This window comes from Duganella vulcania (assembly GCF_009857655.1).
In the GTDB taxonomy this organism is placed as follows: domain Bacteria; phylum Pseudomonadota; class Gammaproteobacteria; order Burkholderiales; family Burkholderiaceae_D; genus Rugamonas; species Rugamonas vulcania.
Genome location: NZ_WWCX01000048.1, coordinates 27348 through 51790, shown reverse-complemented (window position 1 = coordinate 51790; position 24443 = coordinate 27348). Strand labels below are relative to the sequence as shown.

Here is a 24443-nt window from a genome sequence, read left to right as displayed (position 1 = left end):
AGCGCGCCGGCGGCGCCGTCTGCGCGCTGGGCGCGACGGTGGCGCGCTCGCTGTTCGGCCGCCGCGATCCGTTGGGCGAGCGGCTGCGCATCAAGCAGTTCTCCTGCGTGATCGTGGCGCTGCTGGCGCCCAAGGGCCAGGGCGCGATGGGCAACGACCAGGACGACGTGGTGCTGCTGCCGCTGCACACGCTGCAGCGCCGCGTGACCGGCAACCAGCGCGTGAACACGCTGCTGATCTCCATGCAGGAGGGCAGCGACGCCACGGCGCTGCAGGCGCGCCTGCGGCTGTTGCTGCGCGAGCGCCGCAAGCTGGGCGCGGCCGAGGAGGACAACTTCAACATCCTCGACACGCGCCAGCTGGCCGAGACGATGTCCGGCGCCACCCGCGTGATGACCACGCTGCTGGCGGCGGTGGCGGCGGTCAGCCTGCTGGTGGGCGGCATCGGCATCATGAACATCATGCTGGTGAGCGTGACCGAGCGCACGCGCGAGATCGGCCTGCGGCTGGCCATCGGCGCGCAGGAGCGCGACGTGCTGCTGCAATTCCTGATCGAGGCCATGGTGCTGGCCGCGCTGGGCGGCCTGGCCGGCGTGCTGCTGGCGGCGCTGGCGACGGTGCTGATGGCGCGCGGCCTGCAGCTGCCGTACCTGTTCAATCCCGGCGTGAACCTGCTGTCCTTCCTGTTCTCGGCCGGGATCGGCGTGGTGTTCGGCTACGTGCCGGCGCGCCGCGCCGCGCGCATGGACCCCATCGAGGCGCTGCGCCACGAATAGCGGCGGGCCTACAAGGGCAACGCCGTCTCGTACTTCACTTCGCGCAGCGCCACGCTGGTGTTGACCTGCGCCACGCCGTTCAGCTTGACCAGCACATTGTGCAGGAAGTCGTGGTAGGCATCCATGTCCGCCACCACCACCTTGACCATGTAGTCCGAGCTGCCGGTGGTCTCGTAGCATTCCACCACCTCCGGGCGCAAGCGCATGGAGGCCTCGAACTGTTCGACCACGCCTTCTTCATGCCGCGCCAGCGAGATATGCAGCAGGCACACCACCGACAGCCCCAGTTTGCGGCGGTCCACCAGCGCGGTGTAGCGGACGATGTAGCCGTTGTCCTCCAATTCCTTCTGCCGCCGCCAGCACGGGCTGGCCGACATGCCGATCTTCTCCGCCAGCTCGTTCGACGAAATCCTGCCGTTTTTCTGCAGTTCCGCGAGGATTTTCACCGAGGCGGGGTCGATAGAAGTATTTTTCATGTTTTAGGTCAAATTTCGAAAGATTCTCGCCATTCTAGCCCCGCGCGCGGCAAAGATAGAAATAATTTTTCGATAGTCGCGGCATATCCTGTCTCATCAAAAAAAACATAACGAGACCATGAATACCTTGACCATTCCCGTGCCATTCCTGGCCGATCCGCACTACGCGCTGGACGACAACCTGACCCGCGCCGAAGGCCGCGTGTTCCTGACCGGCACCCAGGCGCTGGTGCGCCTGCTGTGCATGCAGAAGCTCAGCGACGAGGCGCGTCAACTCAACACCGCCGGTTTCGTCAGCGGCTACCGCGGCTCGCCGCTGGGCGCGGTGGACCAGGAACTGTGGCGCGCCAAGGACCTGCTGCAAGGCCACCACATCGAATTCCTCCCGGCGATCAACGAGGAGCTGGGCGCGACCGCCGTCATGGGTTCGCAGCAGGTCGAGGCCGACCCGACCCGCAAGGTCGATGGCGTGTTCGCCATGTGGTACGGCAAAGGGCCGGGCGTGGACCGCGCCGGCGACGCGCTCAAGCACGGCCACGTCTACGGCTCCTCGCCGCATGGCGGCGTGTTGGTGATACTGGGCGACGACCACGGTTGCGTGTCGTCGTCGATGCCGCACCAGAGCGAGCAGGCGCTGATCGCCTGGGGCATGCCAGTGATTAATCCGGCCAACATCCAGGAGTACATGGAGTTTGGCCTGTACGGCTGGGCGATGTCGCGCTACTCGGGCGCGTGGAGCGGCTTCAAGGCCATCTCGGAAACGGTGGAGGGCGGCGCGGTGGTCGAGCTGCCGCCGTTGCCGCGGTACGTCGTGCCCACTGATTACACCGCGCCGCCGGACGGCCTGCACAACCGCTGGCCGGACCTGCCGGGCCTCGCGCTGGAGCAGCGCGCCGCCGCCAAGCTGGAAGCGGTGCAGGCCTTCGCCCGCGCCAATTCCATCGACAAGCTGGTGGTGCCGGCGCCGCCCGCCACCATCGGCATCATCAGCGCCGGCAAGGCCTACCTCGATTTGCTGGAGGCGCTGGAGCGCATGGACCTGCCGCTCGAACGGCTGGAGCAGCTGGGCGTGCGCCTGTACAAACCCGGCCTGACTTATCCGCTGGAGCGCACCCGCCTGTCGGCGTTTGCCGAGGGACTGGCCGAGATCCTGGTGGTCGAAGAGAAGGGCGCGGTCATCGAGCAGCAGGTCAAGAACCTGTTCTACAACCTGCCGCACGAGCAGCGTCCCATCGTCATCGGCAAGACCGACCGCCATGGCGACGCGCTGTTGTCTGCGCTGGGAGAGCTGCGGCCGTCGCGCATCGCGCCGGCGCTGGTGCGCTGGCTGGCGCCGCATTTCCCGCAGCTGGACCTGGCGCGCATGCTGCCGGACTTCTGCGCCGCCGAGCTGCTGTCGAACGGCGCCGACGGCGTCAAGCGCACGCCGTATTTCTGCTCCGGCTGTCCGCACAACACCTCGACCCGCGTGCCGGAAGGCAGCCGCGCGCTGGCCGGCATCGGCTGCCACTTCATGGCGACGTGGATGAAGCGCGATACGAATTACCTGTCGCAGATGGGCGGCGAGGGCGTGAGCTGGGTCGGCTCCTCGCGCTTCGTCGGCGAGCCGCACGTGTTCCAGAACCTGGGCGACGGCACCTTCTACCATTCGGGATCGCTGGCGATACGGCAGGCCATTGCGGCGCGCACCAACATCACCTACAAGATCCTGTACAACGACGCGGTGGCCATGACCGGCGGCCAGCCGGTGGACGGCAGCCTGTCGGTGCCGCAGATCGTGCAGCAGGTGTGCAGCGAGGGTGCGAAGAAGGTCGTGGTGGTGACCGATGCGCCGGAAAACTACCAGGGCGTGACGCTGCCGGAAGGCGTGACCGTGCATCACCGCAGCGAGCTCGATGCCATGCAGCGCATGCTGCGCGAGATCGCCGGCGTGACGGTGCTGGTGTACGACCAGACCTGCGCCGCCGAGAAGCGCCGCCGCCGCAAGAAGAACAAGCCGGGCAAGGTGGTGTTTCCCGATCCGGCGCGGCGCATGGTGGTCAATCCCGCCGTGTGCGAAGGCTGCGGCGATTGCGGCGTGCAGTCGAACTGCCTGTCCATCCTGCCGCTGGAGACGGAGCTGGGACGCAAGCGCCAGATCGAGCAATCATCCTGCAACAAGGACTACTCCTGCGTCGAGGGCTTCTGCCCGAGCTTTGTCTCGGTGCTGGGCGGCGCGCTGCGCAAGCCGGAAAGCGTGAAGCTGTCGCTGGCCGACCTTGAGCAGGCGCTGGCCGCCTATCCGCAGCCGGCGCGCCACGCGCTGGCCAAGCCGTTCGAGATATTGGTGGCCGGCGTCGGCGGCACCGGCATCGTCACCGTCGGTGCGCTGATCTCGATGGCCGCCCACCTGGAAGGCAAGGGCGCCTCCACGCTGGACTTCATGGGCTTCGCGCAGAAGGGCGGCGCGGTGCTGTCCCATGTGCGCGTGGCCTCGTCGCCGTCGCGCCTGAACCAGGTACGCATCGACCTGCGCCAGGCCGACGCGGTGTTCGCCTGCGACCTGGTGGTGGCGGCCATGCCGGACAGCCTGTCCGTCATGCGCCACGGGCACACCAGGGTGGTGGCCAACGAGCGTGAAATCCCGACCGCCGAATTCACCCGCGAGCGCGACGCCTCCATCAACAAGGACGGCCTGCTGGAGAAGCTGGCCGCGTTGGCCGGCGCGGAGAACCTGTCGCAGCTCGACGCGCAGGAAACGGCGGCCCGCTTCCTCGGCGATCCGATCGGCGGCAACATCCTGTTGATGGGCTATGCGTGGCAACTGGGGCTGGTGCCGGTCGGCTTGGAGGCGCTGATGCGGGCGATCGAATTGAACGCCGTCGCCATCGACATGAACAAGCGCGCCTTCATGCTGGGCCGCCTGGCCGCCGCCGACCGCGCGGCGCTGGACCGCCTGGTGCAGCCGTCGCAGGTGATCCGGTTCGCCGCGCCGAAGTCGCTGGCCGAAACCGTGGCCTTCCGCGTCGACTGGCTGACCAAGTACCAGAACGCCGCCTACGCGCGCCGCTACTTCGATGCGGTGACCGCCGTCGAACTGCGCGAGATCGCGCTGGAAGGCAGCGGCTCGCGCAAGCAGTTGAGCAAGGCCGTGGCGCGCAACCTGTTCAAGGTCATGGCCTACAAGGACGAGTACGAGGTGGCGCGGCTGCATGCCGATCCCGCCTTCCGCGCGCAGATCGCCGCGCAGTTCGACGGCGACTACAAGCTGGCCTTCCATCTGGCGCCGCCGCTGCTGGCGCGCCGCAAGCCCGGTTCCGGCGTGCCGGCCAAGATGACCTTCGGCGCCTGGATGATGCCGGCCTTCGGCGCGCTGGCGCGGCTCAAGTCCCTGCGCGGCACGCCGCTCGACGTCTTCGGCTACACGCAGGAGCGCAAGCGCGAGCGCGCGCTGCGTGACCGCTACCTGGCCTTTGCCGGGGAACTGGCGTCCGGCCTGCGGGCCGACAACAAGGAGGTCGCGCTGAAGCTGGCGCAGTTGCCGGACCAGGTGCGCGGCTACGGCCACGTGAAGCTGGCGGCGCTGGACAAGGCCGATGCGCAGTGGACCGAACTGGCGGCACGCTTCCGCGCCGCCAAGGTGGTGGAACTGAAGCGCCAGGCCTGATCAGTTCCTGGCCGGGTCGTAGGACAGCTCGGCTTTGTAGCCTTCCGGCGCGATCGAGGTATCGAAAGGATAGCTGCCGTAGTTCTGCTGGTCGACCAGTCCGAGGTTGACCAGGATGGTGTGCGGCAGGTCCTTGCCGCGCCCTTCCAGCACGTTGACGGCGGCGTTGATCGCCACCCGCGCCTGGCTCACGCCCTTGGTGTCGGCGGCGGCGTAGATGTCGCCGCTGCGGATCAGGCGGGCGATTTCGTCGGTCAGGTCGAAGGCCACCACGCGCAGCTTGCCCTTCAAGCCGGCCGCCTTGACCGGCTGGACCGCAGCCGGCGCGCAGCCGGTGCAGCCGAGCAGGTAATCGAGCTTGGCGCCGTGCTTGGCCAGCATCTGTGTCGCCAGCTGCGCCTGGATCTTGCGGTCGCTGTCGCCGTAGCGGATGTCGATGATGTTAACCGGGATCGCCGCTTCCGCCGCGGCGATCCGCGTGCCGTCGACTTCTCCCTTGACCCAGCCCGCGCCCATCGGGCCGGGCAGCAGGCCGACGTTGACCGACTTCAGCCCGCGCCGCTGGGCGTCGCGCACCATCCAGCGGGTCGCCTCCGTCCCCATCGCGCGCAGCGAGGTGGTCACCTTGATCGCCAGGTCGTCGCTGCGGCTGTCGTTGGCCAGCTCGAACACCGGGATGCCGGCGGCGCGCGCCTTGGCGATCGAATTGTTATTGGCCGTCATGCCGATCGGCGAGATGACGATGGCGTCGTATTTGGCCGCGATGGCCTGGTCCATCTGCTGCAGCTGGCCTTTGATGTCGTCGTAGCCGGTGGCGGGCAGGATGTCGACCGCCACGCCCAGCCGGCGCGCCTCGCTGATGACGCCATAGCTGCAGCCGACCCAGTACGGATCCTTCAGATGCGGGAACAGGAAGGCGATGCGCCAATGCTTGCTGGCCTTGGGCGCCATCGCATAGCTGCCGGGGACCACGCGGCCGCTGGCCAGCGCGTCGTCGGCCGAGCCGTTGGCTTGCAGCGGGCGGAAGATCGATACCACCGGCACTGGCGCGAATTTGGCGACGGGCGCCGCCGGGGCTGCGATGGCGGGCAGGATGCCCAGTGCGCCAAGGCTGGCCAGTATTCGTAAACGGCGTTTGAACATACGATGTTTTTCTTCCGATTCGGCGGATGGAGCTTGTTTAGTACAATTCTAACCGCATCGGCTGGCCCGGGGGCCAAGCTGACAATTGTCATGTCAAAGTTGTGGCATTTGCGTCTGGTCCGCCGCCTGGTCTCGCGGCACACTGTCGTCATTCCAACCCGGAGACTTCAATGAAACCTGTATTTTCGACCATGCTGTTCGCCTGTGGCCTCGGCCTGACCCTCCCGGCGCTGGCCGACACCTGGCTGATACGCGACGCCCGCGTGTTCGACGGCGCGCAGATGCACGCCAAACGCTCGGTGCTGGTCAAGGACGACAAGATCGCCGACGCCGACTTCCACGGCGCGGCGCCGGCCGGCGCCCACGTCGTCGAAGGCGCCGGCCGCACGCTGCTGCCAGGCCTGATCGACGCCCACGTCCACGCCTACCGCCACCTGGAGCTGCCGCTGATGTTCGGCGTGACCACGCAGATCGACATGTTCACCGCTGTGGAAACGATGCAGGCGATGGGCGCGAAGATGCGCGCCAACGCCAACCATGGCCAGGCCGACCTGTATTCGGCCGGCACGCTGGCCACCGCGCCGGAGGGCCACGGCACCGAATACGGCGTGCCGATCCCCACGCTGACGCGTCCCGGGGAGGCCCGGGCTTTCGTCGACGCCCGCATCGCCGAGGGCTCGTACTTCATCAAGATCGTGATGGAGAGCGGTTGGCCCGGCCATCCGATGAAAACGCTGGACCTGCCGACGGTCAAAGCGCTCATCGAGGCTGCGCATGCGCGCGGCAAGCTGGCGGTGGTCCACATCAGCAAGCTGGCCGACGCCCGCGCCGCGCTGGACGCTGGCGCCGACGGCCTGGCCCACCTGTTCAATGGCCACGACATGAGCGGCGAGGAAGTGGCAGCCTTCGTCCGGTTGGCGCAGCAGAAGCACGCCTTCATCATCCCGACCCTGAGCGTGCTGGAAAGCGTCGCCGGCCTGCGCGAGGAGGACGTGATGGGGGATGCTGGCCTGGCGGCCCTGCTCACCAAGGAGCAGATGGCGCCGTTGAAGTCCCCGTACGGCGCCCAGCCCAACCCCGCGCTGATGGCGGCGCCGCGGCAGCTGGTGGCGGCGCTGGGCAAGGCCGGCGTGCCGGTGCTGGCCGGGACCGACGCCGGAAACGCCGGCACCCAGCACGGTGTGAGCCTGCTGCACGAAGTACGCTCGCTGGTGGAGGCCGGGCTGACGCCGCAGCAGGCGCTGGCCGCCGCCACGTCGGCGCCGGCGCGCGCCTTCAGGCTGGCCGACCGCGGCCGCATCGCCAAGGGCTACAAGGCCGACTTGCTGCTGGTGCAGGGCGACGCCGGCAGCGATATCGGTGCGCTGCACCACATCGTCGAAGTGTGGAAGGACGGCGACGCCGCCAGTCCGCTGCGCAAGGCACAGCAGGACAAGGTGGCGCAGGAGCTGGCGCCGCGCACGCAGCCTCCGGTGGCGTTGCCGGAAGGCGGACGTATCAGCCAGTTCACGGCCGACAAACTGGCCAGCCCGATCGGCATGGGCTGGATGCCGTCCACCGACCAATTCGCCGGCGGCAAATCCACCGTCGACTTGAAGGTGCGGGAGGCCGGCACGGTGGTGGTGAGCGCGAAGGTGGTGCCCGGCTTTGCCTATCCCTGGGCCGGACTGGCCTTCATGCCCGGCGCGCAGGTCATGCAGCCGGCCGACCTGCGCGGCGCCAAGGTGCTGCGCTTCCGCGTCAAGGGCGACGGCCGGCGCTACAATGTCGCCGTCCTGTCGAGCGGGTTGACCATCCCGGTCAACCAGGGCTTCGAGACCTCGGACGAATGGAAAGAGGTGGCGCTGCCGTTCGACCGCTTCAACGGCATCGACTTCGGCGCCGTGACCATGATCGCGTTCAACGCCGGCCCGGCGGTGGGCGACTACCAGTTCCAGATCGCCGACGTGCGGCTGGTGAACGAATGACAGAACGGGGGAGAGCTTGGGCATAGCACAGAATGTAGTGAACGCGCTGCGCGCACCATGGGTGCCGCCGGCCGTGGGCAAGGGCCCGTACCTATGGGCGTGGTCGTTCCTGTTCATCCTGTGGAAGTACGTCTACGTCGCGCCCAGCCCGGCCGAGGTGGTGTGGCTGGCGCTGACGGTGCTGGTGTTCTTTCCCGTGTATTTCCTCAGCTTCTGGCGCTGCAACCTGCAGGTGGTGCCGCTGCTGCTGTTCGTCGTGCTGCTCGGGGTGTTGTGGGCGCCGTACAATTCTGGCGCCAGCACCTTCTTCATCTTCGGCTGCGCCATGTGCTCGCGCTTCGAACGGCGCGGCTATTCCTACCTGGGGATCGCGCTGGTGCTGCTGTGCGCCTGCGTGATGACCCCTTATGTCACGTTGAAGATCAACTTCCTGGCGCCGGCGCTGATCGTCGGCGGTCCGGTCGGATTCGCCAGCGTCATCGAGGAAAGCATGCGGCGCTCGCGCGACCAGCTGGTGCGCAAACAGGAGGAGGTGGCGCACCTGGCGCGCATCGCCGAGCGCGAACGCATCTCGCGCGACCTGCACGACCTGCTGGGGCATACGCTGTCGATGATCGCGCTGAAGGCCGAGCTGGCGGGCAAGCTGCTCGAGCGCGACCCGGCGGCCTGCCGCGACGAGATCCGCGATATCGAGCAGGCCGCGCGCAACGCCTTGAGCGAGGTGCGCTCGGCGGTGACGGGCATCCGCCAGACCGGCTTCGCGCACGAGCTGGCGACGGCGCGCGCCAGCCTGGCGGCGGCCAATGTCGGCTTCACCGAGCAGGTGCAGCCTTGCGTGCTGCCGGCCGCGCTGGAGAACGTGCTGTCGCTGGCGCTGCGCGAGGCGGTGACGAATATCCTGCGCCACGCCGGCGCCTCGCACTGCGAGGTGAGCATGACGCTGGAGTCGGGCATGCTGCTGCTGCGGGTGCGCGACAACGGCCAGGCGCTGGAGCGGGGCGGCGCCATCGTCCACGGCTCGGGCCTGCACGGCATGAAGGAGCGCGTGACGGCGCTGGGCGGGCGGCTGGCGCTGCGGGTCGACCGCGGTCTGGCGCTGGAACTGAGTTTGCCGATGGGAGGAACAGCATGACGATGATATCCGTGGTGATCGCCGAAGACCAGGCGCTGGTGCTGGGCGCGCTGGCCGCGCTGCTCAAGCTGGAGGGCGATCTCGATGTGGTGGGCCGCGCCGCCAACGGCCAGCAGGCGCTGGCGCTGTGCGAATCGCTGCGGCCGGACATCCTGCTGACCGACATCGAGATGCCGCTGATGACCGGGCTGGAACTGGCCGCCGCGCTGGCCGCGCAAAGCCTGCCGACGCGGGTGATGATCGTGACCACCTTCGCCCGCAGCGGCTATCTGCGGCGCGCGCTGGGCGCCGGCGTGCGCGGCTACCTGCTCAAGGACGCCCCGGCCGAGACGCTGGCGGCGGCCATCCGCACCGTGCACGCCGGCGGCCGCGCCATCGCGCCGGAACTGGCGCTGGAGAGCTGGAGCGGCAAGGAAGATCCGCTCAACGAGCGTGAGCGGCAGGTGCTGCGGCTGGCCGGCGAGGGTTGCAGCAGCGGCGACATCGCGCGCCGGATCCACCTGTCCGAGGGCACGGTGCGCAACTACCTGTCGGAGGCGATCAGCAAGCTCGATGCCGGCAACCGCGTCGAGGCCTTCCGCCTGGCCCGCGATGCCGGCTGGCTGTAATAGAATAGCGCGACTTTTCCCCACCTTAGGAGTTTCCATGCATCGTCATCTCGCAGCGCTGCTGCTGGCCCTGGCCGCGCTCGACGCCGCCGCCAGTGAATCGGCCAGCGGCACCTTCACCGCGACCCAGTCCTGCGAGGCGTTCGCCTCCTTCGCCAAGCGCACCAATCCGGGCGAGGCCAAGGTCGCCGCCGGCACCGCCTACACGGTGCGCGAGATTAACAAGGTCGAATACGACTGGCTGCGGGTGGAGGTGCCCGGCGCCCAGCCGTCGTTGCGCTGGGTGCAGCGCAGCTGCGGCACGCCGGCGCTGGCCGAGCAGGCGGTCAAGGCGCCGTCCGGCGGCAACGGCGGCGGTGAGTCGTGCAGCATCGCCAACAAGCAGGACAGCTATGTGCTGGCGATCACCTGGCAGCCCGGGTTCTGCGAGCACGTGCCCTACAACGGCAAGAAGCCGGAATGCGACGCCATGAACAGCGGCGCGCTGGAAGCCAAGACCCTGAGCCTGCACGGCCTGTGGCCGAACAAGAAAGAATGCGGCACCCGCTACGGCGGTTGCGAGGGCCCGGCTTTCGCGCTGACCAAGGAAACCATCGACAAGGTGGCGCCGTGGATGCCCAACTTCTACTTCGAGCGCACGTTCGGCGCGTACGAGTGGAACAAGCACGGCAAATGCCAGGCGCTGCCGCCGGACGAGTATTTCGTCAAGGCGGTGTCGGCGGTCAAGGTGGTGAACGATTCGGAGGTCGGCAAGATCGTGCTCGGCAGCGCCGGCAAGAGCTTCCGTGTCGGCGAGTTCTTCGACCGCGTCAAGGCGCGCTATGGCGAGCGCGTGGCGGCCAGCATCACGCTGGTGTGCACCCAGCGCAAATACCTGCAGGAGATCCGGGTGGCGCTGCCGCTTGATTTCAGCACCGGCGGCGAGCTGCCGCAATTGGTCGGCAACGCCGCCCCGGCGGCGCCGCGCGAGATCGGCTGCGACGACCAGGTGCTGGTCGAGGCGGCTGGCAGGAACTAAAAGGCCAGGTCCGCGCTCAGGCGGCCGGCAATTCCTGCAGTCCGCTCCAGGACAGCGACGCCGCTTCCGTCACCAGCACCGAGACCCCGGGCTGGATGGTTTCCGCCAGGCGGTGGACGGCGTCGCGCACCTCGTTGATGGTTTCGCCGCCGTGGTACATGAAGGTGCCGGGCGGCAGGTGGTAGGCGCGCCCATCGTCGGCCCTGACGCCGGCCGCGATATTGTATTTCGACAACTCGTGACTCAGGCGCACGATGGTGTCGGCGGCGGCATCGGTGAAGGAGACTTGGATTATGTAGTTGATCATGGTCGGGCCTTGGTTGATGAAGTTGCATCATGCAGCAAGGCCCAGGCAAAAGCAATCCAAAGAAAAGCCCCGAGCAGGCGGGAAACCTGTCGGGGCTTATGTCAAGTGGCCGGAGAAAGCTTGTTGACTGAAGAGCATGATAATGGGGGATGCTTAAGATTGCCTTAATTGCCATTCCGGGCAGGGGCTTTGGCCGCGCGCGCGGATGGTGTAGCATGCGGGACGGCGATTTGGCCGGGCGCACAGGCGCCGGCCCGCCGGTATTTCGAGGACAATTATGCAAATCAAAATTAACGACGTGTTGCGCGGCTATATCGAGCCGCTGACCGAGGCCGAATATGCGGCCCTGGAGCGCAGCATCCTGGTGGAAGGCTGCCGCGACGCGCTGGTGCTGTGGGAAGACGTGCTGGTGGACGGCCACAACCGCTACCAGATCTGCCAGCAGCATGGCATTCCGTTCAAGGTCACGGAAAACACCAGCTTCCGCAACCTGGACGACGTCAAGCTGTGGATGATCGATAACAACCTGGGCCGCCGCAGCATCTCCGACTTCCAGCGCGGCGTGCTGGCGCTGCGCAAAAAGGAAATCGTCGCGGCCCGCGTGGCCGAGCTGGCCGCGCAGGCGGCCGCCGAGGACGCGGCCATCGCGCCGCCCGAGGGAGAGGCGCCCAAGGCCAAGCCGGCCGCCATGCCGCTGACCTCGCGCGAGGACATCGCCCGCGCCGCGCGCCTGAGCAGCGCCACCATCAGCCAGATCGAAAAGATCCAGAAGACGGCCACGCCGGAGCTGGTGGAGGCGGTCCGTTCGGGCACGATCTCGATCAACGCGGCCGCCACCGTGGCCTCGCTGCCGGAGGCGGACCAGGTGGCAGCGGTGGCCGGCGGCAAGAAGGAGTTGCAGAAGGCCGCCAAGGAGGTGCGTGAACTGCGCGCCGCCTCGCGTCCGGCCAAGGAACCGAAGGAGGGCGGCGGCGATTACGGCCGGCCGCTGACCGAGGTCGAGGAACTGCGCGCCGAGAACGCCTCGCTCAAGGAAAAGAACGCGGCGCTGCGGGCGGAAATCACCGCGCTGCAGCTGCGTATCTCGGAACTGGTCGACGCCAGCTGAGTTGTAGTTCCCACCACCGCCCGGAGTCCTGTCGATGCGTTCAAGCCTAGCCCTGATGTGTTGTGTTGCGATGAGTACGGCGGTGGCGGCGCCGCCGGTGGCCCAACCGATGGCCAAGGCGGAGGCCGCGCGCCTGAAGGCCGCCGCCCAGCGCGTGACCATCCTGCGCGACAAATGGGGCATCCCCCACGTCTACGGCAAGACCGACGCCGACGCCGTGTTCGGCCTGATGTACGCGCAGGCCGAGGACGACTTCAAGCGGGTCGAGCGCAATTACATCAACGCCATGGGCCGGCTGGCCGAAGTCGAAGGCGAGGCCGAGCTGTATCGCGACCTGCGCATGAAGCTGTTCATCAATCCGGCCGACCTGCAGGCGCAGTACAAGCAAAGCCCGGCATGGCTGAAGCAGCTGATGGTGGCCTTCGCCGACGGCTTGAACTACTACCTCGCCACCCACCCCGGCGTGAAGCCGGCGCTGATCACGCACTTCGAGCCGTGGATGGCGCTCAGCTTCAGCGAAGGCAGCATCGGCGGCGACATCGAGTCGGTGGACATCAAGCAGCTGCAGGAGCTGTACGCCAACGGCGCCAAGCTGCCGCTGGCGCCGCCGGTGCTGCTGTCGGCGCGCGGCGATGGCGTCGACCTGGACAAGGAGCCGGGCGGCTCCAACGGCTTCGCCATCGCGCCCGCGCTGACCAGGGACGGCCACGCGCTGCTGCTGATTAATCCGCACACCTCGTTCTACTTCCGGCCCGAGGTGCAGGTGCACAGCGAGCAGGGCCTGAACGCCTACGGCGCCGTGACCTGGGGCCAGTTCTTCGTCTACCAGGGCTTCAACGACCGGCTGGGCTGGATGCACACGTCCGGCGGCGGCGACGTCATCGACGAATACCTGGAGACCATCAGCGAGAAGGACGGCCAGTTCTACTATCAATATGGCCAGGAGCTGCGGCCGTTGAAGGCGGTCGACATCGCGCTTCCCTACAAGACGGCGGACGGCATGGCCGGCAAGACGGTCAGGGTCTACTACAGCCACCACGGCCCGATCGTGCGCGCAAAGGATGGCAAGTGGATCGCCGTGCGCCTGATGAACGAACCCTTGAAGGCGCTGACGCAATCCTACATCCGCACCAAGGCCCGCAGCTACAAGGACTTCTGCAAGGCCATGGAGCTGCGCACCAACTCGTCCAACAACACCGTGTACGCCGACGCCGACGGCAACATCGCTTACTTCCATGGGAACTTCATCCCCAGGCGCGATCCGCGGTTCGACTGGAAGCATCCGGTCGACGGCAGCGATCCCGCCACCGAATGGCAAGGCCTGCACGCGGTGAAGGACACCATCACGCTGTTCAATCCGAAGAACGGCTGGATACAGAACACCAACAACTGGCCCTACACGGCGGCCGGCGCATACAGCCCGAAGGCGCGCGACTATCCGGCCTATATGTCGATGAATCCCGAGAACCCCCGTGGCATCCACGCGGTGCGGGTGCTGGAGAACAAAAACAACTTCACGCTCGACAGCCTGATCGCCAGCGCCTACGACACGCAGCTGCCGGCCTTCGAGCCGCTGCTGCCGCAGCTGTTCGCGGCCTGGGACGAGCTGCCCGGCGGCGATCCGTTCAAGGCCGGCCTGGCGCCGCAGGTCGCCGCGCTGCGCGGCTGGAACATGCGCTACGCGCTGGATTCGGTGCCGACCTCGCTGGCGATCTTCTGGGCGCAGGACTTGACGGCGACCTACGGCCCGGCCGCCAAGGCGCGCGAGGTGCAGGTGCTCGACTACCTGCAGGCCGCGATCACGCCGCAGCAGCGCTTGCAGGCATTGGAGCGCGCCTCGGCCAAGCTGGCGGCGGACTTCGGCACCTGGCGGACGCCGTGGGGCGAGATCAACCGCTTCCAGCGCCTGACCGGCGACATCGTCCAGCCCTTCGACGACAACAAGCCCAGTTTGCCGGTGGCGTTCGCGTCGGCCAACTGGGGTTCGCTGGCGGCCTACGGCATGACGTCAAAGAGCCAGACCAAAAAGATCTACGGCGAGCGTGGCAACAGCTTCGTGGCGGCGGTGGAGTTCGGGCCCCGCATCAAGGCGCGCAGCATCCTGGCGGGCGGGGAGAGCGGCGATCCGGCCTCGCCGCATTTCAGCGACCAGGCCGCGATGTATGCGCGCGGCGAATTCAAGGACGTGTTGTTTTACAAGGCGGATGTGGAGAAGCACCTGGAACGCAGGTATCACCCCGGCGATTGAGGCTGTTCCTCGGGCGGCGCGGCTTGGGGGGCTTCCGGCGCCGGCACCTGGGCGGGCTCCCGGATCCATGCCAGGTTCTCGACCTTGTTGTTGCGCGGGTTGCCGTCCTTGTGGCGGACGTTCTTCAGGCCCGATGGATTGGGCAGGTGGACCTCGGCCACCAGGTCATGCACCAGGAATTCGCCGGTGCGCTGGCCGTTGCGCAGCTTGACCATCAAGCCTTCCGGCGTGACCTTGGGCCGCAGCGCCGTCACCTTGGGGCCGCCGGCGGCCAGCACGCGGCCATCCTTCGACACCTTGTAGAAGTCGCTGCCGGGCACCGGCTTGGCGCTGGCCACGCCAATCGAGTAGATGGCGCCTATGGCCACTACGCCAATGATGATTAAGAGGAATTCCATGAGCTCTCGGGCGAATTACGCAATGCCCGGATACTAGCACCTAAATCGCATCGAGCGAACGGCGAATATCGGCCTTTAAATCCTCTATATCCTCGATTCCCACCGACAGCCGTATCAGCCCGTCGCCGATGCCCAGCTTGGCGCGCTGCGCCGGCGGGATGGTGGCGTGCGTCATCAGCGCCGGATGCTCGATCAGGCTTTCGACGCCGCCCAGGCTCTCGGCCAGCGCGAACACCGAGCAGCATTCCAGGAAGCGGCGCGCGCCCGGCAGGTCGGTCTTCAGGTCGATCGAGATGATGCCGCCGAAGCCGTCCATCTGGCGCTTGGCCAGCTCGTGCTGCGGGTGCGACTCCAGGCCGGGGTAGTAGACCTTGCGCACTTCCGACTGCTGCTCCAGCCAGCGCGCCAGTTCCAGCGCGCTGCGGCAGTGGCGTTCCATGCGGATCGCCAGCGTCTTCACGCCGCGCAGCGCCAGGAAGCTGTCGAACGGGCCGGCGATGGCGCCCACCGAATTCTGCAGGAAGCCGAGCTGCTCGTTCCAGGCCTGCTGGTGCGGCTCGCCGCCCACCACGGCGATGCCGCCGATGATGTCCGAGTGGCCGTTCAGGTACTTGGTGGTCGAATGCACGACGATGTCGAAGCCGTGTTCCAGCGGGCGCTGCACCAGTGGGCTGGCGAAGGTGTTGTCGGCCACGGCGATGATGCCGCGCTCGCGGCAGATCTTGGCGATCGCCTTCAGGTCGGCCAGCTTGAGCATCGGGTTGGTCGGCGTTTCGACCCACACCATCTTGGTTTCGGGCTTGATCGCGGCCAGCAGGTTTTCCGGGTTGGTCAGGTCGACGTAGGTGAAGTCGTGGCCGGCGCTGCGGCGGCGCACGCGCTCGAACAGGCGGTAGGTGCCGCCGTACATGTCGTCGCCGGCGATGATGTGGCTGCCTGCGTCGGCCAGTTCCAGCACCGTCGAGATCGCCGCCAGGCCGGAGGCGAAGGCGTAGCCCTGCGCGCCGCCTTCCAGGTCGGCCACGCAGCGCTCCAGCGCCCAGCGGGTGGGGTTGTGCGAACGGCCGTAGTCCAGGCCCTTGTGCACGCCCGGGCTGTCCTGCACGAAGGTCGAGGTGGCGTAGATGGGCGGCATGATGGCGCCGGTCGATGGGTCGGGCGATTGGCCGGCGTGGATCACGCGCGTGGCCAGGGCGGCTTTTTTGTGCGGTTGGCTCAAGATAAAGTCCTTCTCAGGTGGTTCAGCAAATCGAAGCGGGTGATCAGGCCATAGAACGCGTCGGCGTCGGCCACCACGGCGGTCAGGCCGCGGTCCAGCGTGCTGCGCAGCGCCTGTACGCTGGCGCTCGGGTGCAGCGTTTCAAGGCGGGAGGTCATCGTCGCGCCGACCAGGCTGGAGAATTGTTCGGCATGGTTGTCGACCTTGAGCAGCAGGTCCGACTCGTCGATGATGCCGACCAGCTTGCCGTTCTCCAGCACCGGCAGCTGCGCCACGTCGGTGCTGCGCATGCGGTTGAAGGCGGTCAGCAGCGTGTCGCCGGGGGCGACGCTGACGACGTCGCCCTCGTCGTGGCGGCGGCCGATCAGGTCGCGCAGGTCGTGCAGCGGTTCGCGCCGCAGCAGGCCCTGGTCGTGCATCCAGCCGTCGTTGTAGACCTTGGACAGGTAGCGCGTGCCGGTGTCGCACACGAAAGTGACCACGCGCTTGGGCGTGGTCTGCTCGCGGCAGTACTTGAGCGCGGCGGCCAGCAGCGTGCCGGTCGACGAGCCGCCCAGGATGCCTTCGGCGCGCAGCAGGTTGCGGGCGCTGTCGAAGCTTTCCTGGTCGGTGATGGTGTAGGCCCTGCGTACGCCGCTCAGGTCGGCGATCGCGGGAATGAAATCCTCGCCGATGCCTTCCACCGCCCATGAGCCGCTGGTGTCGGACACGCGGCCGGTCTCGACGTATTCGGTGAGGATGGAGCCCTTGGGATCGGCCAGCACGAAGCCGACTTGCGGCGCGGCCTTGCGGAAGTAGCTGGTCAGCCCGGCCAGCGTGCCGCCCGAGCCGACGCCGACCACGATGGCGTCCAGCTCATGGCCCATCTGTTCCCAGATCTCCGGGCCGGTGGTGGTCTCGTGCGCCAGCGGATTGGCAGGGTTGTTGAACTGGTCCGCGAAGAAGGCGCCGGGCAGCTCGCGCGCCAGGCGGGCGGCGTAGTCCTGGTAGTAGTCGGGGTGGCCCTTGCCGACATCGGAGCGGGTGGTGCGCACCTCGGCGCCGAGCGCCTTCAGGTGCAGCACCTTTTCGGTGGACATCTTGTCCGGCACCACCAGCAGCACGCGGTAGCCCTTGAGGCGGCCGACCAGCGCCAGGCCCAGGCCGGTGTTGCCGGCGGTGGCTTCGACGATGGTGCCGCCCGGTTGCAGCCGGCCGTCGGCCTCGGCCGCTTCGATGATGGACAGGCCGATGCGGTCCTTGATCGAGCCGCCGGGGTTCTGCGATTCGAGCTTGAGGAACAGCTGGCAGGGGCCGGTGTCCAGGCGGGTGACCTGGACCAGCGGGGTGTTGCCGATGAGTTTGAATAATGCGGGGGTGGGCATACGATTCTCCTTGCGAACTGTCGGCACGGGAGGATTGTGTCCGCCCGTGCTTTTTTGTAAAGAGCGGATGGTAGGCCGCTCGATAAGCGCTGGAAACGAATGTTTTCGAGTTTCTATATGCGAAAAGGACAACGGCCAGTATGCGCCTTTTTGAAGAACGACGGTTTATAATCGCGCTCTTCAAAAGGGGCAGTAGTGGCTAAACTTTATTTCCGATATTCTGCGATGAACGCAGGCAAGTCCACCGCGATGCTGCAAGTGGCGCACAACTATGAAGAGCAAGGCCAGCAGGTGCGCCTGTTCACCGCCGCCATCGACAACCGCTACGGCGTGGGCCAGGTGACGTCGCGGCTGGGGCCGCAGCGGCAGACCGAGGTGTTCGATGCGGACACCAATTTCCTCGACGCCATCGACCGCAAGATCGCCTGCCTGCTGATCGACGAGGCGCAGTTCCTCAGCACGCGGCAGGTGCAGCAGTTGCACCAGCTGGCGCAGGTGCGCGGCATCCCCGTGATCACCTACGGCCTGCGCACGGACTTCCGCGGCGAGCCATTCCCCGGCTCGGCCTATCTGCTGGCGCTGGCCGACGATATCGAAGAACTCAAGAACATCTGCACCTGCGGCAAGAAGGCCACCATGAACATCCGCGTCGACGAGAACGGCAAGCGCCTGAAGGAAGGCGAGCAGATCAGCATCGGCGGGAATGAAAGCTACCGCCAGGCTTGCGGGCGGTGCTTCTACACCGACTGAGCGGATACCAGGCAGGCTCGATTATCCAATCGTGCTAGATAGATAACATTTCTGTGTTCTAATGCGGGTCTTGATTTTCCAAGACGCCGACATCACGCTCGAAGCGGCGACATCATGATTCACGGGCCAGCATGGCTGGAAGGGATATCCATGAGCTACGCACCTATGGACGCCGCACCTGATGCGGATGAGACAGAAGCCGACAGCGAGGCCTTCACCTGGGACATCGAAGAGATCAGCCTGGACGTGGCCAACGGACTCGTGCCCTTCCTGGGCCAGGCGATCAATATCTATGACACCATCACATGCATGATGACGCTCCACGAGAGCACGTCGGCGGAAGACCAGATGCAAGCCAAATTCGACCTGGTCCTGGCGCTGGTGGGGTGGACACCAGGTCCGGGCGGCGGCGTCAAGAAGACGATCCGTTATGTCAACAAGTATCCCGGGCTTTTTGCTCCAAGACTGTTCGACGCTCTGCGTATGGATTGCCACAGGGTCGGCATCCACACCAGTGCGGAACTCTTGCTCGACAAATTATTCGATCCGGTCGGCCTGAAAAACCAGTTGGGTACAATCCAGAGCGCGATCGAAGGTTCGTGGCTTTACGACGACCTGCCCGCCGAAGGACGGCTCGCCTTGAGCACCTGCATGAGCAAGGTGCGCGCCGAGTTGCCGGCTATGATGAAGCTGGTCACACTCAAGTTGGACCACTGGAAGACTGAGCAGCGCAACAATGCGGCGCAACCCAGGCCAGCCTCCGCTCCCGTTTTGCCAACGCTACCCAAGAGCGGCCAAACCACGCACTACGTCGAATTCAACCATCACTGGCCGGACCTGACGCCTGTCGCGGGCGGCGCGTACCGTGCCGAATTCGCTGACGGTACCGTACGTGTCGGCAAGCTGGATGCCAAAGGCCACGCCCGCCTGGAGAATATTCCGCATGGCGTGGTCAAGGTCTATTTCGGAGAAGACCCTACACCGTTCACGCCAGACAGCGTCAAGGACGTTGGAAAGACCACGTTGGAAAAGGTGTTGAACGAGTTGGAAAACCACGACTACGCCATCGAGCCAGACGATGTTGAGTCGCTGCTGTACTGCATGGCTGGAAAGGATGTCCAATCAGACCTGTTTAGGTGAGCTTCATGCAATTTCATGAAAAACGCAGACAACAATTTTTGAGTGAACAGTATTTTCAGGAGGATATTCGATTTTCTCTTGCCATAAGTATTCCAAGTCGATTGCAAGTTCTGCACGCCGCTGATAGCGATGCAGCGGATAGAAGCCGCGTTTCAGAGGATACCGCCTATATCATATGCAAGAACTTTTTCTTGTATTACACGGCAGGCGAGTCGATAGCGGTTTTGCGCGATAGCTTTATTTCGGTTGTTGAGGCATACGAATGTGCAGCACGATATTATCGTGAATATAGAGAAAGCGCTGATGCGCCACTTTTCGGATTTCAAGAAATGGATGATTTTGAACGAATCATTCAACTGGTTGGCTTGGCAATTTTATTGCATCGACGCGAACTCATTCCACGCATCCATTCTTTAATCGCCAATTCCACCTACGACGGCAAAGATGCGATGTATGAAGAATTAATTGGTCATGATTTGCCGGATCGTCCGTTTCTTGATGCCTGGTACCACCAATTGCCATATTTGCATCTTCTTAATGCGACGGACGAGGAAGATCTAGAAGCAAAGATCATTCAGATGGAGAAGTACCTAAAGGTTTGGTACACGTCTATGAAGAAAGCTGGCTGGCACGATAGTCACTTGGGCGTGACGGAAGAAGGTGGCGCCTATTTTGGCTATTGGGCAATCGAGGCCGCCGCAATTGTTTATCTCTATAATATCAATGACAGCAGTTTCCGTGACCACATAGTCTATCCAAAAGACTTGGCGGACTTTGCCAGGGAGTTCGATCAACATGCAATTCCATGAAAAACGAAGGCAGCAATTTTTAGGCGAAAATTACTATGATTTTTTTACGAATTGCATAGAAAAGACAATTTTGCACTGGCGTGATCATATACCGGCCATTGCTGGCTCGGACGTATTTGGTCGTGCGTTGGCAGCGGGTGATGTCGCGAGTCAGACATTTGATCTATTTATCCTTAGATACACTGGCGGTGAGCCGATAGATGAGCTTCGCGATGATTTTACCAAAGTGATTGAAGCTTTCGAGCTAAGTACAAAATGCGAACGGGAATATTCAAAGGATCCACATTTCCCGCCGCTTCGCTTTGCCGAAATCGACGAATACGAACGTGGGATGCAACTCATTGGACTATGCTACCTGTTGCATCGCCGTGACTTGTTGCCGCGATTGGCCGCGATGCTCGATGCGTTTGCGGCCAAAGATACGCTCTATGAAGACCTGTTTGCCTATGAGCTCAAGGACCGTTACGAAGTCGACGAGTGGTACCACGATAAGCCGTATCGCAACCTCATTAACAGCTTTTATCGAGACACGCCGGAAGAAAGTATTGTGGATGTGGGGAAGTATCTGAAGGCTTGGTACGAGTCAATGAAGAAAGCACCCTGGCACGACAGTCATTTTGATACTAGCGAGAATGGTGGCGGATATTGTGGTTATTGGGCCATGGAAGCTGCAGCAGCCGTGTATCTTTTGGACCTGGACGATCAAAGTTTCCGCGATCACATCGTGTATCCCAAAGACTTGGTGGACTACGCCAGAAGGCTCGATAATCAGCCGCCTGCCGTAATCCTCCGTGCGTGAAAATTTACTCGCCGACCATCAACACCTGAACCAGCTGGCTGCCTTCCGGTGTGGACCAGCTGCCCGCCAGCTCCGCGATCAGCTGATTGGTTGTGGTCAGCGTGACGCCGGCGCGCTCCATGCGGCGCAGCGCGATGTCGTCGGCCATCTTGGTCGGCGAGCCGCCCGCATCGGCAACCACCTGCACTTCGTAGCCCATGCCCACCAGGCTTAACGCCGGGTAGACCGTGCACACGTCATTGGTCACGCCGGCCAGGATCAAGCGCTTGCGTCCGGTGGCCTTGACGGCGGCGGCGAAGTGTTCGTCGTCCATCGCGTTGACGATGCCCTGGCGCTTGACGCGATTGGCAAACTCGGCCGGCAAGATGGCCTCCAGCTCGCTCAGCAGCGGACCTTGGGCGGCTTCCTCCATGCTGGAAGTCAGCACGGTCGGCAGCTTCAGGATCTTGGCCGCCTGGGCCAGGATCAGCGCGTTGCGTTTCATTTCGTCGAAGGTGGTGGACTTGACCCAGCCCATCGTGCCGACCTGGTGGTCGATCAGCAAAAGGGCGGCGTTGTCGCTGGTGAATCTCTGGAAGGTCATGGTGATTGCTCCTTGGGGTTGAATGGTGCTTACGCGTGATTTGCCGGCGCAATGGGAGAGTCCAATGTGCCGAAATCGCCGTGTTGATAAGCCGCGATGGCGGCGGCGAGCGCCTCGGGCGACGCGAGCGCCATCGGGCCTTGCCAGTGCACCGGCTGGCGCAGCGGCGCACCGGTGAACACCACGGCCTTGGCGCTGCCCCGAACGGCTGAGAGCGAGATCGCGTGCGGTGCCTCCTGCGCCGGAAACGCCGGCAGCGTGAATTTTTCGAGTTCATACGTTTGCCCGTTGACCGACAATTCGCCGTGGATCGGCATGACGAAGGCGCTCTGGCCGGCCGCAACCGGCACGGTCAATTCGGCGCCGTCGTCAAGGCTGATATCGAGCAGGGTGATCGCGGTCGGCGGGCGCAGCGGGGAGTGCGCCTCGCCGAAGCTGCCGAGCGGTACGCGCACCTTCGCGCCGGGCAGTTGCACGACCGGCACATCCTCCGGCGCCAGGCTGAGTGCGTGCGGCGCGTCGGCCTGGCGTTCGCGGGCGAGGTTGACGAAGATTTGCAGCATATGGACGGTCTTGCCGGTCTCGACGGGAACCTCTTCGTGCACCAGGCCGCGGCCGGCGGCGGTCCAGTGCACGCCGCCCGGCGCGATCAGGTTGCGGTTGCCGAGGGAATCCCGATTGTCGATGCCGGTTTCCGAGTCGAGGAACAAATACGAGACCGCCGAGAAGCCGGCATGCGGATGCGGCGGAAACGTGGGCGCGCTGACCCATGCATGATCGACGCCGAGGATGGGATCGATCGGCTCGGCCGCCGCGCCGCCCCGCAACGAGTACGCGCGGAAGTAGCTGCCGTGATTCATGGGCCGCAGTTGGCCGATGGTGGGCCGGGTCATGTGCTCCTCCTCAGTGATGGTGAGGCATCATCATGCATTGGTGCACATTCAATGTAAATGTGGGAAAATGGATATAACTGATCCATTTTTGACGCAATTTCCATGAAAATATTGAACGACATGGCGCTCTTCGTGGAGGTTGTTAAAGCGATGAGTTTTCGTGGCGCCACCGCCGCGACCGGTGTGCCCAATTCCACCTTGTCGCGGCGCGTCACTGCGTTGGAGAAGTCGATCGGGCTGCGGCTGCTGCATCGGACGACGCGCAAGATCGAATTGACCGAAGCCGGCCAGCTGTATTTCGAACGCTGCAAGCGCATCGTCGACGAAGCCAACCTGGCGCATGAACAGCTGGGCGAAATGCTGGCGCAGCCAAGCGGCGTCTTGCGCGCTTCGATGCCGGAAGGTTTCGCCAACATCTTCCTTGCGCCGTTGATCGCCGAGTTCGCCCGCAGCTATCCCGGCATTCGTTTTGAATTGGATCTGAGCTCGCGGCCGGTTGACCTGGTCACGGAGCCGGTCGATGTGGCGATCCGCATGGGCGAGCCGCCGAGCTCGAACTTGATCGCACGCCGGCTCGCCGTGCTGCCGCGCTATCTCTACGCATCGCCTGCCTACCTGGATGCGGCCGGAGAGCCAAGCCAGGTGGCCGACCTGGCGCGGCATGAATGCCTCAGGCTACGCGCCTCCGAGCCCGACAGATGGTCTTTGCTCCAGGGCGACAACCGGGAGGAGGTCGTGGTGGGCGGCCGCTTTTTGCTCAACAGCGTGAGCATGATTCAGCGCCTCGCCACGCGCGGCATGGGCATCGCCGTCCTGGCCAGGGATATCGCCGCTGACGACGTAGCGGCCGGGCGCCTGCGCCGCGTGCTGCCGGATTGGCAGGCCACGCCGATCCCCGTCTACGCACTGACGGAGACGCGACTGCTGCCAGCGAAGATTCAGCGCTTCATTGATTTCTTGCGGGAGCATTTATTAGCGTCGACGAACGGCTCTGCGGACAGCCTCTGAATCTTCATGTCTTGCCGACGCTTGGGGGGGGGGCAGTAAGATCCCTTATAAAGGAGTCTGCCATGACGTCTGCTACCATACGCCTCGATCTTCGCCTTGAGCCCCGCGAGAAGGACAGGATCGCCAAAGCCGCCGCACTGCGAGGTATGGCCGTGTCGGCCTTCGCACGGGATGCCTTACTACGCGAAGCGGATGCCACCATCGCGGCGGATAGCGTTGTCGTGCTGTCTGAGCAGGAGTCGCGCCGTTTTCTCGTCGCGCTGGATGAACCATTCCGGCCGAACGATCGTCTGAAGAAGGCAATGGATGTGGCGTCCGGTCTAAAGGGGCGCCTCGCGGTGTCTCAATCCGAACAAGGCAAGGGCTATGGGCACATGTATTTGCCTATCGGTTATCCTTGACAGCTTTTTTTGCATGAATCTACAATGTATCTACATTGGGAGGTTCTATGGAATTATCAATTCAGAAATGGGGCAATAGCGCAGCGGTGCGTTTGCCTACCGAATTACTGGCCATACTCAAGGTTACTTTGGGCGACAAGCTCAGCGTGAACGTGCAAGCTGAAGGAGTGCTGTTGAAAGCTGCACGTCCGTCGTTTTCGCTAGCTGATTTGGTGGCCCAGTGCGACCCTTCCGCGCCGGAGCCTGCGGATATGGCGGCGTGGTCCCAGGTCAAGCCAGTGGGACGTGAAGCATGGTGAGCCGCAGTAAATTCGGCCGCGGCGACGTCGTAATGGTCAACCTTGATCCGACTGAAGGGCACGAGCAGAGGGGCATGCGGCCTGCACTAGTGCTGTCTACAGCCGCATTCAATGCGCTGGGAGTCGTGCTGGTTGCGCCGATAACGCAAGGTGGCGACTTCGCCCGCCATGCGGGCTTTGCGGCGGCGTTGAGCGGTACAGGCACGAAGACCCAAGGTGTTGCATTGGTAAACCAGATCCGCATGCTGGACCTGGAAGCACGAAAGGCAAAGCGAGTCGAGACTGTACCGGAGTTTGTAGTTGAAGATGCGCTGGCTCGGCTGCGCGCAATTACTGACTAAAGCCGCCGCC

At 64.6% G+C, this 24443-nt stretch carries 24 protein-coding genes; 16 read left to right on the top strand and 8 right to left on the bottom strand.

What is annotated here, in order from left to right; all coding sequences use genetic code 11:
• Positions 1-776: ABC transporter permease (locus GTP90_RS22265; RefSeq protein WP_217432021.1), on the top strand; the 776-nt coding region annotated here is incomplete at its 5' end.
• Between the two features lie 8 nt (positions 777-784).
• Here the strand turns inward: GTP90_RS22265 and GTP90_RS22260 are convergent.
• A complete protein-coding gene (locus GTP90_RS22260) occupies positions 785-1252 on the bottom strand; it encodes an Lrp/AsnC family transcriptional regulator (protein WP_161085586.1) in 468 nt (155 codons plus the stop codon).
• A gap of 118 nt (positions 1253-1370) precedes the next feature.
• Between GTP90_RS22260 and GTP90_RS22255 the strand changes: the two genes are divergently transcribed.
• The gene (locus GTP90_RS22255) at positions 1371-4898 is read left to right on the top strand and encodes an indolepyruvate ferredoxin oxidoreductase family protein (RefSeq protein ID WP_161085585.1); all 3528 of its coding nucleotides are present in this window, start codon (positions 1371-1373) and stop codon (positions 4896-4898) included.
• Here the strand turns inward: GTP90_RS22255 and torT are convergent, their stop codons facing one another.
• The gene (gene torT, locus GTP90_RS22250) at positions 4899-6041 is read right to left on the bottom strand and encodes a TMAO reductase system periplasmic protein TorT (RefSeq protein WP_254451994.1); all 1143 of its coding nucleotides are present in this window, start codon (positions 6039-6041) and stop codon (positions 4899-4901) included.
• A gap of 170 nt (positions 6042-6211) precedes the next feature.
• Between torT and GTP90_RS22245 the strand changes: the two genes are divergently transcribed.
• From GTP90_RS22245 to GTP90_RS22230, 4 genes are read left to right on the top strand one after another with little or no spacing between them, the layout of a single operon-like run.
• Positions 6212-8008, top strand: a complete 1797-nt coding sequence (locus GTP90_RS22245) for a CIA30 family protein (RefSeq protein WP_254451993.1) — start codon at positions 6212-6214, stop codon at positions 8006-8008.
• A gap of 16 nt (positions 8009-8024) precedes the next feature.
• The gene (locus GTP90_RS22240; protein WP_254451992.1) at positions 8025-9140 is read left to right on the top strand and encodes a sensor histidine kinase; all 1116 of its coding nucleotides are present in this window, start codon (positions 8025-8027) and stop codon (positions 9138-9140) included.
• Positions 9137-9748 carry a response regulator transcription factor gene (locus GTP90_RS22235; protein WP_217432019.1) on the top strand — a complete coding sequence of 204 codons (612 nt, stop codon included), beginning with the start codon at positions 9137-9139 and terminating at the stop codon, positions 9746-9748. Before GTP90_RS22240 ends, GTP90_RS22235 begins: the two co-directional genes overlap by 4 nt.
• A 37-nt stretch (positions 9749-9785) precedes the next feature.
• The gene (locus tag GTP90_RS22230) at positions 9786-10766 is read left to right on the top strand and encodes a ribonuclease T2 family protein (RefSeq protein ID WP_161085584.1); all 981 of its coding nucleotides are present in this window, start codon (positions 9786-9788) and stop codon (positions 10764-10766) included.
• Between the two features lie 16 nt (positions 10767-10782).
• Here the strand turns inward: GTP90_RS22230 and GTP90_RS22225 are convergent, their stop codons facing one another.
• Positions 10783-11073 carry a type V toxin-antitoxin system endoribonuclease antitoxin GhoS gene (locus GTP90_RS22225; RefSeq protein ID WP_161085583.1) on the bottom strand — a complete coding sequence of 97 codons (291 nt, stop codon included), beginning with the start codon at positions 11071-11073 and terminating at the stop codon, positions 10783-10785.
• A 277-nt stretch (positions 11074-11350) separates the two neighbouring features.
• Between GTP90_RS22225 and GTP90_RS22220 the strand changes: the two genes are divergently transcribed.
• Together GTP90_RS22220 and GTP90_RS22215 are read left to right on the top strand one after the other, a co-directional pair.
• Positions 11351-12181, top strand: coding sequence for a ParB N-terminal domain-containing protein (locus GTP90_RS22220; protein WP_161085582.1), 831 nt, complete (start codon positions 11351-11353; stop codon positions 12179-12181).
• 34 nt (positions 12182-12215) lie between these two features.
• Positions 12216-14429 (top strand): acylase, encoded by a 2214-nt coding sequence (locus GTP90_RS22215; RefSeq protein ID WP_161085581.1) that lies wholly within the window; start codon positions 12216-12218, stop codon positions 14427-14429.
• On the opposite strand, the gene GTP90_RS22210 is transcribed toward GTP90_RS22215, so the two are convergent.
• The 3 genes from GTP90_RS22210 to GTP90_RS22200 are packed head-to-tail and all read right to left on the bottom strand — an operon-like array spanning position 14414 to position 17410.
• Entirely contained in the window at positions 14414-14827 is a 414-nt protein-coding gene (locus tag GTP90_RS22210; protein ID WP_161085580.1) for an HNH endonuclease, read from the bottom strand. The genes GTP90_RS22215 and GTP90_RS22210 overlap by 16 nt on opposite strands.
• Before the next feature lie 40 nt (positions 14828-14867).
• Positions 14868-16046 (bottom strand): trans-sulfuration enzyme family protein, encoded by a 1179-nt coding sequence (locus GTP90_RS22205; protein ID WP_161085579.1) that lies wholly within the window; start codon positions 16044-16046, stop codon positions 14868-14870.
• A complete protein-coding gene (locus tag GTP90_RS22200) occupies positions 16043-17410 on the bottom strand; it encodes a pyridoxal-phosphate dependent enzyme (protein WP_161085578.1) in 1368 nt (455 codons plus the stop codon). The genes GTP90_RS22205 and GTP90_RS22200 overlap by 4 nt, the downstream gene beginning before the upstream one ends.
• Positions 17411-17605: 195 nt before the next feature.
• Here GTP90_RS22200 and GTP90_RS22195 point away from each other — a divergent pair, with 195 nt between their 5' ends.
• From GTP90_RS22195 to GTP90_RS22180, 4 genes are all read left to right on the top strand, one after another.
• The gene (locus GTP90_RS22195; protein WP_161085577.1) at positions 17606-18160 is read left to right on the top strand and encodes a thymidine kinase; all 555 of its coding nucleotides are present in this window, start codon (positions 17606-17608) and stop codon (positions 18158-18160) included.
• Between the two features lie 150 nt (positions 18161-18310).
• Positions 18311-19300 (top strand): hypothetical protein, encoded by a 990-nt coding sequence (locus tag GTP90_RS22190; RefSeq protein WP_161085576.1) that lies wholly within the window; start codon positions 18311-18313, stop codon positions 19298-19300.
• 5 nt (positions 19301-19305) lie between these two features.
• The gene (locus tag GTP90_RS22185; RefSeq protein ID WP_161085575.1) at positions 19306-20109 is read left to right on the top strand and encodes a PoNe immunity protein domain-containing protein; all 804 of its coding nucleotides are present in this window, start codon (positions 19306-19308) and stop codon (positions 20107-20109) included.
• Entirely contained in the window at positions 20096-20908 is an 813-nt protein-coding gene (locus GTP90_RS22180; protein WP_161085574.1) for a PoNe immunity protein domain-containing protein, read from the top strand. The genes GTP90_RS22185 and GTP90_RS22180 overlap by 14 nt, the downstream gene beginning before the upstream one ends.
• A 4-nt stretch (positions 20909-20912) precedes the next feature.
• On the opposite strand, the gene GTP90_RS22175 is transcribed toward GTP90_RS22180, so the two are convergent.
• Together GTP90_RS22175 and GTP90_RS22170 are read right to left on the bottom strand one after the other, a co-directional pair.
• Complete coding sequence (locus GTP90_RS22175) at positions 20913-21491, bottom strand: isochorismatase family protein (protein ID WP_161085573.1); 579 nt, start codon at positions 21489-21491, stop codon at positions 20913-20915.
• A gap of 29 nt (positions 21492-21520) precedes the next feature.
• On the bottom strand, positions 21521-22384 hold the full coding sequence (locus tag GTP90_RS22170) for a pirin family protein (protein WP_161085572.1): 864 nt from the start codon (positions 22382-22384) through the stop codon (positions 21521-21523).
• 102 nt (positions 22385-22486) lie between these two features.
• On the opposite strand from GTP90_RS22170, the gene GTP90_RS22165 reads away from it, so the two are divergent.
• The 4 genes from GTP90_RS22165 (at position 22487) to GTP90_RS22150 (ending at position 24433) form a co-directional block, all read left to right on the top strand.
• Positions 22487-23392 (top strand): LysR family transcriptional regulator, encoded by a 906-nt coding sequence (locus GTP90_RS22165; protein ID WP_161085571.1) that lies wholly within the window; start codon positions 22487-22489, stop codon positions 23390-23392.
• A gap of 62 nt (positions 23393-23454) precedes the next feature.
• On the top strand, positions 23455-23793 hold the full coding sequence (locus GTP90_RS22160; protein ID WP_161085570.1) for a type II toxin-antitoxin system TacA family antitoxin: 339 nt from the start codon (positions 23455-23457) through the stop codon (positions 23791-23793).
• Positions 23794-23840: 47 nt separating this feature from the next.
• Complete coding sequence (locus GTP90_RS22155) at positions 23841-24092, top strand: AbrB/MazE/SpoVT family DNA-binding domain-containing protein (protein WP_161085569.1); 252 nt, start codon at positions 23841-23843, stop codon at positions 24090-24092.
• Positions 24086-24433, top strand: coding sequence for a type II toxin-antitoxin system ChpB family toxin (locus GTP90_RS22150; protein ID WP_161085568.1), 348 nt, complete (start codon positions 24086-24088; stop codon positions 24431-24433). Before GTP90_RS22155 ends, GTP90_RS22150 begins: the two co-directional genes overlap by 7 nt.
• Positions 24434-24443 lie beyond the last annotated feature (10 nt).

Excerpts from the sequence above, each read along its gene's own strand:
- GTP90_RS22260 (WP_161085586.1), bottom strand. The coding sequence starts at position 1,252 with ATGAAAAATACTTCTATCGACCCCGCCTCGGTGAAAATCCTCGCGGAA.
- GTP90_RS22255 (WP_161085585.1), top strand. The coding sequence starts at position 1,371 with ATGAATACCTTGACCATTCCCGTGCCATTCCTGGCCGATCCGCACTAC.
- torT (WP_254451994.1), bottom strand. The coding sequence starts at position 6,041 with ATGTTCAAACGCCGTTTACGAATACTGGCCAGCCTTGGCGCACTGGGC.
- GTP90_RS22245 (WP_254451993.1), top strand. The coding sequence starts at position 6,212 with ATGAAACCTGTATTTTCGACCATGCTGTTCGCCTGTGGCCTCGGCCTG.
- GTP90_RS22235 (WP_217432019.1), top strand. The coding sequence starts at position 9,137 with ATGACGATGATATCCGTGGTGATCGCCGAAGACCAGGCGCTGGTGCTG.
- GTP90_RS22230 (WP_161085584.1), top strand. The coding sequence starts at position 9,786 with ATGCATCGTCATCTCGCAGCGCTGCTGCTGGCCCTGGCCGCGCTCGAC.
- GTP90_RS22225 (WP_161085583.1), bottom strand. The coding sequence starts at position 11,073 with ATGATCAACTACATAATCCAAGTCTCCTTCACCGATGCCGCCGCCGAC.
- GTP90_RS22220 (WP_161085582.1), top strand. The coding sequence starts at position 11,351 with ATGCAAATCAAAATTAACGACGTGTTGCGCGGCTATATCGAGCCGCTG.
- GTP90_RS22215 (WP_161085581.1), top strand. The coding sequence starts at position 12,216 with ATGCGTTCAAGCCTAGCCCTGATGTGTTGTGTTGCGATGAGTACGGCG.
- GTP90_RS22210 (WP_161085580.1), bottom strand. The coding sequence starts at position 14,827 with ATGGAATTCCTCTTAATCATCATTGGCGTAGTGGCCATAGGCGCCATC.
- GTP90_RS22200 (WP_161085578.1), bottom strand. The coding sequence starts at position 17,410 with ATGCCCACCCCCGCATTATTCAAACTCATCGGCAACACCCCGCTGGTC.
- GTP90_RS22190 (WP_161085576.1), top strand. The coding sequence starts at position 18,311 with ATGAGCTACGCACCTATGGACGCCGCACCTGATGCGGATGAGACAGAA.
- GTP90_RS22185 (WP_161085575.1), top strand. The coding sequence starts at position 19,306 with ATGCAATTTCATGAAAAACGCAGACAACAATTTTTGAGTGAACAGTAT.
- GTP90_RS22180 (WP_161085574.1), top strand. The coding sequence starts at position 20,096 with ATGCAATTCCATGAAAAACGAAGGCAGCAATTTTTAGGCGAAAATTAC.
- GTP90_RS22175 (WP_161085573.1), bottom strand. The coding sequence starts at position 21,491 with ATGACCTTCCAGAGATTCACCAGCGACAACGCCGCCCTTTTGCTGATC.
- GTP90_RS22170 (WP_161085572.1), bottom strand. The coding sequence starts at position 22,384 with ATGACCCGGCCCACCATCGGCCAACTGCGGCCCATGAATCACGGCAGC.
- GTP90_RS22165 (WP_161085571.1), top strand. The coding sequence starts at position 22,487 with ATGAAAATATTGAACGACATGGCGCTCTTCGTGGAGGTTGTTAAAGCG.
- GTP90_RS22160 (WP_161085570.1), top strand. The coding sequence starts at position 23,455 with ATGACGTCTGCTACCATACGCCTCGATCTTCGCCTTGAGCCCCGCGAG.
- GTP90_RS22155 (WP_161085569.1), top strand. The coding sequence starts at position 23,841 with ATGGAATTATCAATTCAGAAATGGGGCAATAGCGCAGCGGTGCGTTTG.
- GTP90_RS22150 (WP_161085568.1), top strand. The coding sequence starts at position 24,086 with ATGGTGAGCCGCAGTAAATTCGGCCGCGGCGACGTCGTAATGGTCAAC.